Source organism: Pseudomonas wayambapalatensis (genome assembly GCF_049942315.1).
Taxonomy (GTDB): domain Bacteria; phylum Pseudomonadota; class Gammaproteobacteria; order Pseudomonadales; family Pseudomonadaceae; genus Aquipseudomonas; species Aquipseudomonas wayambapalatensis.
Window position 1 is genome coordinate 17,148 of the sequence record NZ_JBNFMU010000123.1, and the last position, 10,607, is coordinate 27,754.

Annotated in this window: 6 protein-coding genes; 2 read left to right on the forward strand and 4 right to left on the reverse strand. The window is 64.5% G+C overall.

Features of this window, described 5'->3' with window-relative positions; translation table 11 throughout:
* Positions 1–114: 114 nt before the first annotated feature.
* A complete protein-coding gene (gene ilvA / locus ACPZMI_RS06790) occupies positions 115–1,677 on the forward strand; it encodes a threonine ammonia-lyase, biosynthetic (protein WP_426351921.1) in 1,563 nt (520 codons plus the stop codon).
* Positions 1,678–1,812: 135 nt separating this feature from the next.
* Positions 1,813–2,961, forward strand: a complete 1,149-nt coding sequence (gene yiaY, locus ACPZMI_RS06795; RefSeq protein ID WP_186711831.1) for an L-threonine dehydrogenase — start codon at positions 1,813–1,815, stop codon at positions 2,959–2,961.
* On the opposite strand, the gene ACPZMI_RS06800 is transcribed toward yiaY, so the two are convergent.
* From ACPZMI_RS06800 to ACPZMI_RS06815, 4 genes are all read right to left on the reverse strand, one after another.
* On the reverse strand, positions 2,958–4,145 hold the full coding sequence (locus ACPZMI_RS06800; RefSeq protein ID WP_186665344.1) for a hypothetical protein: 1,188 nt from the start codon (positions 4,143–4,145) through the stop codon (positions 2,958–2,960). The two genes, yiaY and ACPZMI_RS06800, sit on opposite strands and share 4 nt — an antisense overlap.
* Before the next feature lie 91 nt (positions 4,146–4,236).
* Entirely contained in the window at positions 4,237–4,704 is a 468-nt protein-coding gene (locus tag ACPZMI_RS06805) for a VOC family protein (protein WP_186665343.1), read from the reverse strand.
* A 100-nt stretch (positions 4,705–4,804) separates the two neighbouring features.
* On the reverse strand, positions 4,805–6,424 hold the full coding sequence (locus ACPZMI_RS06810; RefSeq protein ID WP_186721779.1) for an NADP-dependent glyceraldehyde-3-phosphate dehydrogenase: 1,620 nt from the start codon (positions 6,422–6,424) through the stop codon (positions 4,805–4,807).
* A gap of 152 nt (positions 6,425–6,576) precedes the next feature.
* Entirely contained in the window at positions 6,577–10,461 is a 3,885-nt protein-coding gene (locus ACPZMI_RS06815) for a dermonecrotic toxin domain-containing protein (protein WP_426351922.1), read from the reverse strand.
* Between the last annotated feature and the right edge of the window lie 146 nt (positions 10,462–10,607).

Here is a 10,607-nt window from a genome sequence, read left to right on the forward strand (position 1 = left end):
TATTACCGCCATTATCGGATTGGCGGGCTAGCGCGCACTGGCACCGAAACCCGCCCTGGAGGCGGGTTTTTTCTTCTCGACTCCTGGGCATCTGCAAACCCCCAGGAGTCATCGATGAGCAATCTGAGCGTCAGCCCCCGTTCCCCCGTCACGCCCCAGCAACTGCTGTCGGAGCAGGTGCGGCGCATTCTTGCAGCGCCCGTGTACGACCTGGCCATCGAAACCCCGCTGCAGGCGGCCCCGGCGCTGTCGAGCAGCCTCGGCAACCAGGTATTGCTCAAGCGCGAAGACCTGCAACCGACCTTCTCGTTCAAGATCCGCGGTGCCTATACCCGGCTGTCGCGCCTGTCCCAGGTCCAGCGCGAGCGTGGCGTGATCACCGCCTCCGCCGGCAATCATGCCCAGGGCGTTGCGCTGGCTGCTTCGCACCTGGGCATGACGGCGACCATCGTCATGCCCACCACCACCCCTGAACTGAAGATCGCCGGTGTGCGCTCGCGCGGCGGCAACGTGGTGCTGCATGGCGAAAGCTTCCCCCATGCCTTGGCCCATGCGCTGCAACTGGCCGACCGCCAGGGAGCGACCTTCGTCCCGCCGTTCGACGATCCGGACGTGATCGCCGGGCAGGGCACCGTGGCCATGGAGATCCTGCGCCAACACCCGGGCGCCCTGGATGCGATCTTCGTCCCGGTCGGTGGCGGTGGCCTGATCGCGGGTATCGCGGCCTACGTGAAGTACCTGCGTCCGCAGGTCAAGGTGATTGGTGTCGAGCCCGAGGATTCCAACTGCCTGCAGGCCGCCCTGGCCGCTGGCGAGCGAGTGGTACTGGCGCAGGTCGGCACCTTCGCCGACGGTGTGGCGGTGGCCCAGGTCGGTGCCCATTGCTTCGAGTTGTGCCGGCATTTCGTCGATGAAGTGATCACCGTCAGCAGCGATGAGTTGTGCGCAGCGATCAAGGATATCTACGACGATACCCGCTCGATCACCGAACCTTCCGGTGCGCTGGCCGTGGCCGGGATCAAGAAGTACGTGGCGCGTGATGGCGTTCGTGGGCAGACCCTGGTCGCCATCGACTCCGGGGCCAACATCAATTTCGACCGCCTGCGCCATGTGGCCGAGCGTGCCGAGCTCGGCGAGCAGCGTGAGGCGGTGATCGCGGTCACCATCCCCGAGCGGCCGGGGAGTTTTCGCGCGTTCTGCCAGGCCCTGGGCAAGCGTCAGGTAACCGAGTTCAACTACCGCTACCACCGGGGCAAGGAAGCCCGGTTGTTCGTCGGCGTTCAGACCCATCCACAGCACGACCCGCGCGAGGGCCTGCTGGACAGCTTGCGTGCACAGGGCTACGAGGTACTCGACCTGACCGACAACGAACTGGCCAAGCTGCATGTGCGCCACACCGTCGGCGGCCATGCAGCGCCAGGCGCCGACGAGCGGGTGCTGCGTTTCGAGTTTCCTGAGCGCCCAGGCGCGTTGCTGGGCTTTCTCGAGCGTCTGGGCCAGAACTGGAACATCAGCCTGTTCCACTACCGCAACCATGGCGCTGCCGAGGCCCGGGTGTTCGCTGCGCTTGAGGTGCCGGCCGACGAACAGGCCCTCATGCCCCAGGCGCTGCAGGCCATGGGCTATCGCTACTGGGACGAGACGGACAATCCGGCGTATCGGCTGTTTCTGGGCTGAGCGAGTGCCGCTCATCGCGGATTGCCTGCGATGTCGACCGTTCAGTCACGGCGGCTTGTCCTGGATCAACATGCGTGCGGCAGTTCGGGCAGATCCTCGAAGGTAGACAGACAACAACCTGAGAGGATCTCGGCCATGAGCAGCACCTTCTTCATTCCACCCGTCAACATCATGGGCCTCGATTGCCTGGACGAAGCCATGGCGGCGATTGCCGGCTACGGCTTGCGCAAGGCGTTGATCGTGACTGACGAAGGCCTGTCCAGGGCCGGGGTCGCCCAGCGCATCGCCGGGTTGCTGGCCGAGCGCGACATCGACTCGACGATCTTCGACGGTGCCAAGCCCAACCCGAGCATTGCCAACGTCGAGGCGGGCCTGGCGCTGTTGCAGCGCGAACGCTGCGATTGCGTGATCTCGCTCGGTGGTGGCTCGCCCCATGACTGCGCCAAGGGTATCGCCCTGTGCGCCACCAACGGCGGGCATATTCGCGACTATGAAGGCGTGGACCGTTCGGCCAAGCCGCAACTGCCGCTGATCGCCATCAACACCACGGCCGGCACGGCCAGCGAGATGACCCGTTTCTGCATCATCACCGACGAATCGCGCCACGTGAAAATGGCCATCGTCGACCGTAATGTCACGCCGATCCTGTCGGTCAACGACCCGGCACTGATGGTCGGCATGCCAAAGGGCCTGACCGCCGCCACCGGCATGGACGCGCTGACCCACGCCATCGAGGCCTATGTCTCCACGGCCGCCAACCCGATCACCGACGCCTGTGCACTCAAGGCCATCACCTTGATCAACGACAACCTGCGCCAGGCGGTCGCCAATGGCCAGGACTTACAAGCCCGGGAGAACATGGCGTACGCCCAGTTCCTCGCCGGCATGGCCTTCAACAATGCCTCGCTGGGTTATGTGCATGCCATGGCGCATCAGCTCGGTGGCTACTACGACCTGCCGCATGGGGTCTGCAACGCGGTGTTGTTGCCGCATGTGCAGCGCTTCAATGCCCAGGTCAGCGCCGCGCGCCTGCGCGATGTGGCCAAGGCCATGGGTGTGAAGGTGTGCGGGCTGACGGCAGAGCAGGGCGCGGGAGCGGCGATCTCGGCGATCGAGCATCTGGCCGTGGCGGTAGGGATCCCGGCGGGCCTGGCAGAGCTGGGGGCCAAGCGCGAGGATGTGCCGGTATTGGCGGCCAATGCGTTGAAGGACGCCTGCGGGCTGACCAACCCGCGTAGTGCCAGCCAGGCCGAGATCGAGGCGATTTTCGAGGCGGCGTTCTAACGCTCACGCATGAAGAACCCCGCCACATACTTGCGAAAGGTTTCCGGGCTCTTGAAGTCTGCGTAGCGCTTGAAATTATCCGTATCGGGCTCCGGCCCGAGCGGTTTTTCCAGCAGGGACACCGACAGCACGCGGTCCTGGTCGGAGGTCAGCACCAGCTCGTCCATCACCTCGCCACCGATCACCGGGCGGCGCATCAGCACTTTCACCCCCTTGCTCGCCATCCAGTCGATCAGCGAGACCAAGGCTTTCAGGGGCTCGCGTTCCTCGTCGCGGTATACCGGGAACAAGTGCACACGTGACAGCACCGGTACGCTGGCGACATGGATCAGTTCGTAGTAATGACTACCGGCAGTGGTGGGCGAGTACAGCGCCAGGGCCAACAGCGGGCCGCCGGTCTTGCTGCCGCCCCAGAGCAGGTGATGGCCCTGGAAGTCGAAGCCGTCCTCGCTGCGGGCGTTGAACAGCTTGCGGCCCTTGATCTGCTCGACGCAGTCCAGCAACAGGCCGTGGCGACGGTGGTTGCCGAATACGGTGGATTCACGCAGGCGCGCCTTGAGCATCATCATGTGCTTCATGTCCAGGCGCGTTTCCAGATAGTTGCTGGCCGGAACTCGCTCGAGCAGCGGATAGCGGCCAGCGACACCGCGCAGTTCGGCGAACTGTGCGGTGAGGTCTTTTTTCAGGTGCGTGGCGTAGACGTTCAGGCCGCTGGCCTCGATCCAGGTCAGCAACAGTGACAGCAGCCGCTGTTGCTCACGGCGCTCCGCGGTTTCACCGCCTGCTCCATTACCTGCGCTGGCGCGACGGAAGTCGCCGAGCAGACGCAGCGGCGTGTCGGGTGGCAGCCAGGCTGCAGGCGGCGGTACATCCTCGCTGCGCTCGATGGCTTCGCGCTCGTCCTTGGTGAAGGGGCAGCCGGGGGCATGCTCGGGGGTGTCGGGGTTGTTGCGCAGGAACAAGGTGCCGGTGTTGCCGTTGAGGCTGACATTGAGCACCGGCAGGGCATCCTTGCGGCAGTCGCAGGCCAGCCATTGGTTGGCGCTGCGTACCTTCATCAGCCACTGGTTGGCTTGCAGCAAGCGCGGGCCAACCAGCGTGGCACTGGCAAAACCGGCCAGCAGTTCTTCTTCGGCCGGTGTGAGGGTGCGCACCTGCGCGCCGTTCTTTTCGATGATTCGCATTCAATAGCAGCTCCGAGCTACAAGCCTCAAGCTTCAAGCAAAGCCGCGGCGCTTTCAACTTCAAGCGCACGGCCTGCGACTCGTCGCCCGTTCAGTTCCCGCCGAACAGCTTGGCCGCGCGGGCGCGGATCTCTTCGGGGCTCAGGTCTTCCTTGTGGGTGGACACGAACCAGAGGTTGCCGAACGGGTCTTTCAAGGTACCGCTGCGATCGCCGTAGAACTGGTCCTGGACCTCTCGCAGTGGCGTGGCGCCGGCAGCGACGGCCTGGGCATAGACCTTGTCGCAGTCCTCGACATACAGGTGCAAGCCGATGGCCGCCCCTGGCAGCGACTGGCTGGCGGTGAGGCCACCGTCCATGTCGCAGGGATCGGCGAGCATCAGCGAGGAGTCGCCGATTTTCAGCTCGGCATGACCGACGCGGCCGTCGGGACCGTCGAGGCGAAACATCTCGACGGCGCCGAAGGCTTGTTTATAGAAGGCAATGGCCTTGGCGGCATCCTTGATACCCAGATAGGGCGTGATGCTGTGCTGGCCTTCGGGGATGGGTTTGGCTGGCATTGCGGATACCTCCGTTGGAAGGTGGTCATTCGTCGAAGCTGTATATTTGTACAGTTTCGACGAATGCGCAAATGCCGTTTTCCGATTAAGCGCCCGCTGGCTAGAAGATGTAGTCGGTGGTCAGGAAGCTGGACTGGCGATTGCGGATGATCTCGCTGATCAGCGTCTTGTTGGCCTCCTGGAACTTGGTGGCCACCAGGGTACGGATCGAGAATACCCGCAGCGCGTCATGCACCGACAACGTACCTTCTGCGCTGTTCTTGCGGCCGTTGAACGGGTAGGTGTCCGGGCCGCGCTGGCACTGGGCGTTGAGGTTGATGCGCCCGACCTGGTTGGCGAAGGTATCGACCAGCGCTCCGACGGTCTGCGGATCGTTGCCGAACAGGCTCAGCTGCTGGCCGTAGTCGGAGTCGAGCACATAGTCGATCACCGTCTGCAGGTCGCGGTAGGGCACCACCGGCACCAGCGGGCCGAACTGCTCTTCGTGATAGACGCGCATCGACGGTGCCACCGGGTACAGCAGGGCGGGGTAGAAGAACGATCCCCGGCTCTGGCCGCCGCCCGGGTTGATGACCTTGGCGCCGTGGGCCTGCGCATCGGCGACCAGGCCGTCGAGGTAGTCGACCTTGCCCGGCTCCGGCAGCGGCGTCAGTGCAACGCCGGGTTCCCAGGGCATGCCAGGCTTGAGCGCAGCAAGCTTGCGCTGGAATTTCTCGAGGAACGGCTCGACCACATCCTCGTGCACGAACAGGATCTTCAATGCCGTGCAACGCTGGCCGTTGAACGACAGGGCGCCGGTCAAGGCTTCGTCGACGGCATTGTCCAGGTCCACCTCGGGCAGCACGATCCCTGGGTTCTTGGCGTCCAGGCCCAGCGCCGCACGCAGGCGGTGGGGGCGCGGGTGGAGCTTTTTCAGGTCGCTGGCGGCCTTGTGCGTGCCGATGAAGGCGAACACATCGACCTTGCCGCTGGCCATCAGGGCGCTGACCGTCTCGCGGCCACGGCCATAGATGACGTTGATCACCCCCGGCGGGAAGCTGTCGCGGAAGGCTTCGAGCAGCGGGCGGATCAGCAGCACGCCGAACTTGGCCGGCTTGAACACCACCGTGTTGCCCATGATCAGCGCCGGGATCAGCGTGGTGAAGGTTTCGTTGAGCGGGTAGTTGTATGGCCCCATGCACAGCGCCACCCCCAGTGGTGCGCGGCGGATCTGGCCGAGGGTGCCCTGTTCCAGCTCGAAGCGGCTGGAGCGGCGGTCCAGGTCCTTGAGGGCGTTGATGGTATCGACGATGTAGTCGCAGGTGCGGTCGAACTCCTTTTCCGAGTCCTTGAGGTTCTTGCCGATCTCCCACATCAGCAGCTTGACCACCGCCGTGCGCTGTTCGCGCATGCGCGCCAGGAAGGCTTCGACATGCTCGATACGCTCGGCAACACGCATGTTCGGCCACGCGCCGCGACCCTTGTCGTAGGCCTGCACCGCGGCATCGAGGGCGGTGAGGGCGGTGTCGGCATCGAGCAGCGGTGCGCTGCCGAGGATGACCTGGCGTTCTTCATCGCCTTGCTTGAGCCACACCGGGCTGCGCACGGTGGCCAGCGGCCCGTCCCAACGCCTGAGCTGCCCGCCCACCAGGTAGTCGCGTTGCTCCAGCGGCTCGCCCAGGCGCCAGGCCTCGGGGATGTCTTCTTGGGTGGGAAACAGCGAATCGAGCAGACGGTCCATGGGTACTGCACCTCACTTTTTAGCTGATCAGGTGAAACGCTTCAGCCGAGCATGCACCTGCTGTCGGAAATATTCCAGTCTGGTTCAAGCGCGAGGGTTCGCCATCGACGACCCACCGGCGCCCGGCAGGCGCCGACGGGTGGCCATGGTGTTTACTCTTCCGGTGACGGCGGCTCCGGCGATTCGGCAAGCTCGGCTTCGGGCGCCGGTGGGAAAGGCAGTTCCAGCAAGTGTTGGGCACCTGCGGCAACGGCTTGCTCGCCCAGGACCGGGTCTTGATCCATCAGGTAAAGGCGCCGCCAGATTTCTGCGAGGTTTGCCTCGGGGGCGGCATTGAACTGCTCGTCCTCGATCAGCGGCCTCAGGTCCCTGCGGTACTGAAGGGGCAGGCGCTCCCAGACGGCGGTGTCCTCTTCGCTGGCCATGGACAGCAAGGCTTCGTATTCATGGTCGGCGACCATCAGGTCTACGCCGAAACGCACATAGTAGGCATTGATCTGCGCAATCATGCCGTCGCCCATGTGTTGGCTTTCCAGGCGCATCACCTGAGCGAGTGAACGCGGCAGAGGTTGTGGCTGTGGCAGTTCGGTGAAGCGGTTTTCCGACAGGTTGACGATGTTCGGGTTGCGCATGTTCACCAGCCCAGCGGGTATTTCGGTCAGTTCGCAATTCCCGAGCATCAGTGAGTCCAGGTGGGGCAAGGCTTCCAGGTTGGGGCTTGCCTGCAGCGGGTTGTTGGTGAGGTCCAGGGTCCTGAGGTTGACCATCTCGTTGAGCCTTTGCTGTGCCTGCTCGTTCCAGGTCAGGTTGTTTTCCTCCAGGTCCAGCAAGCGTAGGGTTTGCGGGTTGCTCAGTTGCGGAATGTGTTGCAGCGAGCACGCTTCCAGGGTCAGCCCCTGCAGGTTGGGCAAGCGTTCCAGCAACGAAGCGGGCAGGGTGTCGATGTGCGGGTTGCGGGCCAGGTCGAGGATCCCGACATGTGGGAAGTGGTGGGGCAGCTCTAGGCTGGCGAGGTCGTCGTTGGTGAGATCGAGGTCGGCCAGTTCCATCGAGAACAGCCGGTCTTCGCCCAGCGATTGTCGACTCATGCCGCGCCAGCTGTTCAGCAGTCGCGGCATGGCCCGGGTCCGTGCAGGTGAGCCTGCGGCCCAGGCAGCGAAGTTGGACGTTACTGATTGATACTGTGCGTTCAGGGCTGCCACGGCCTGATCCGGGCTTGCTCCTTGCTCACGACTCGAGGCAAAGAAGGCATTGATGCCGTCATTGTTCATCGTGGGGTAGACCTGCTGCACCTGGCGGTAAAGCGCTCGGTCGATCGGTGCGGGAGGTGGCGGGGGGACGACCGCCGGCTCAGGCTCGCCGCCTGGCGCAGGGTTCGGATCCATTGGCGCTCCACCACGCAGGCCCTGTTGGCGCAACCAGGCGAAGTCGCCGAATGGGCGCAACTGTCTGGCCCAGGCTTGGCGGTCGGTGTCGACCAGGGCTGTCAGGCGCGCTCGCAGGCTGTCGCTGGCTCCGGCCTCAAGCTCCATCGCTGCGCGTTCACTGGCCGACAGTACCTTCGCCGCCGCCTGGCACAGATCGGCAGTGGCGGGGGCGAGAACGGGACGCTCGCCCAGATAAGGCGCGTAACCTTGCGCAGACTTGATGATGACCCGCAAGCGAGTCGCGTAGCGGCTGCCAGCCATGGCCAGGGTACGCCCCTGGAGATCCTCCGCGCGCAGCTCGATGCGCACATCCTGTGGCCAGCCCTTCAGCGCCGTCATGGCCTTGAGCGCCAGGCGTTCGCTGTGGGCGCTGGCCAGCTCGGGCAGGTTCAGGCCTTCCAGGCCTCGGGCAACCGGCAGCTCATCCTCGAGGCCCCGCGCAAGGTTGGCCAGGCGTGCGGGAAGGTCTTGTCCGGTGCTCCAGGCCGCCTGCTCGGTCGTGGTCATCGAACCGAGCAGGCGCCTGCACAATGGCGCACTCAGTCCCGGGTAGTCCTGCTGCATCCGTGTTTCGTCGGCATGGGCTGGCACGCTGGCCTCGTAGCCTTCGGCGAACAGCCTGTCACGCTCGGCGCCGCTGGCTGTCGGATAGGTTTGCGCGATCTGCCGTTGCAGGCGCAGGCGTACCAAGGTGTCGGCCAGCAGCGGTGGGGTCTTGGCATGGGTCAGGTGTACCTGGCGCAGTTGTGCTTCGTCCACGCCGCTGATGCGCGCAGCCAGCTCCAGCTGTGCCGGGGTGAAGGTTTCAAGACGGCTGTCCAGCCGCCTCACCAGTGTCGCCAGTGGCCAGTCGCGGGGTTGTTCGTGCTCGGCGCGCCAGGCCGTTTCGTCATTGTGCTCCAGCAGGGGCTGGTAGGCGTCAGGGTCGCCAGGATGAACCAGCCGCCAACGCTGCAGCTGTGCGTCGAAGCGTCGTCGATACCAGTGGCCGTCCATCTGCAAGGAGTCCGGCGTGGCGTCGGAGGCCGGGATACGGTAGGGCGTCAGGTCGGGGCGCCAGAGGCGTTGGCTGCCATCGGCCCGGGTGATCGGGTCGAGGCTCTCGAGCAGCGGTGTGCGGGTGAGCGTGCGCACCACCTGGCCACCGACATGCAGCCCGGCGATTACCGCCAGGTTCAGGCCTACCACTTTCAGATGCTGAAACGCCTCGTCGCGATCACCGACCTCCCAGGCCTCGTAGCCTTCGTAGACCTCATGCAACAATTGGCAGGCGGTCACGGCGATCATCAGCACGCCGATGGCCGGTATGAAGAAGCCGAGGGTCATCAGGGCATTCAACCCAAGGCTCTCCCACATCTGCAGGCGCTTCTTGCGCGCCCGCTCGTCGGCCTGGGCCGTGGGCACGGCGAGCAGCAGTGCCTCGGCCTTGAGCCAGGCGAGATGGTCGCTGTACAGGAACTCGAACAGCGGCCCTTCGATGTCGTGCCGCTCCAGGTGCAGATCGGCTCCCTCAGGCAGTGTCCAGGCTTGATCGTAGCTTGCGTGCGCATCGCTGCTGAGGTTTTGCCGTGCCCGATCGAGGAACTGCAGCCGATCTTCGCTGGCGATGAGCGCCAGGCACCGTCTGCGAAAGGTGGGGTCGCAAAGATCGGTCTGCAATTGCGCGACCAACGCCTGCTCACTGCCGAAGGCGCGGACGGCGGCTTCCTGCCCCGGGAGATACAGCAGTCGACCGGCTTCACCCGCATCGACCAGCAGGGCCTCGTGCAACGTCACGCCGAACACTTGCAGTTGCTGGCAAGGCAGGGCCGATCCGTCGTCGAGCAACTGCTGGATGCAATCCCGTGCGTTGCCGCCGATCCGATGCTGCAGTCGCGCCAGGTCGGCTGCCAGTTGCAGGTTGCTTTGGTAAAGCCTGATTGCGGCGGGGCGGACATCGGGCGCGCTGAACCTGGCTTCCAGGTGCGCTTGGTAGCGCTGGCCCAGGTCGAGGTCGCGACAGGTGCTGGCAAAGGCCTCGGGAGTAAGCGGCAGCGGTTTGATCTTGAAGGCTTTAGAGGCCAGGGAGTAGGGCACCTGGGTTTCGCTGTCGCCAAGGGTCGTGCTACCGGTCACGGTAATGTCGGTGATTTCGCTGTCGCCCTCGAGGGCCAGCGCGCTCTTGATGTTGAAGCTGACATCGTCGGCAAAATTGTGCAGTGCTGCCTGGAGCAGGCTGCGTCGTTCGTAGGTGCTTACGTAGACCTGATGGGTGAACAGATCATGGACCTGGATCAGCTCCGAGGTACGCAGCGGGGTCTCGAACCCGTGCTCGGCCTTCAGGCGCTCGGCGAGCAGTGGTTCGGCGAACGCGTCGATCTGCTGCAGGCCCTTGAGCGCCCTGGCCAGCCTTTGCTGGGCCGTGGCCAACTGTGTCTGGCTGGCCAGTACGGCTTCGCGCAGGTCGGGCAAGGCGTTTTCGAACCAGGCGGCGTGCTGCCCTGGCAGGCCCTGCTGAGGCAGTGCACTGGCACGCAAGGTTTGCCATTGCTCTTCTGCAAGTCTCGATGCCCAGGCGGGCAAGCGCTGGGTGATCAGGTTCTGGTGGGTGGAGGGGAGAGTTGAAGGCATGGCTGTCGCTCCTGTTGTGGAACGCAACAGCAGGCGCCATCGATGGATGGGGGGGGTGGTAAATAGATGGGGCCTGATTATGAAGTTTGAAGGTTTCCAGGAAACCACAAGCGATTCAGGAGCTTGCGGTGGCTCGGTGAGGGTAA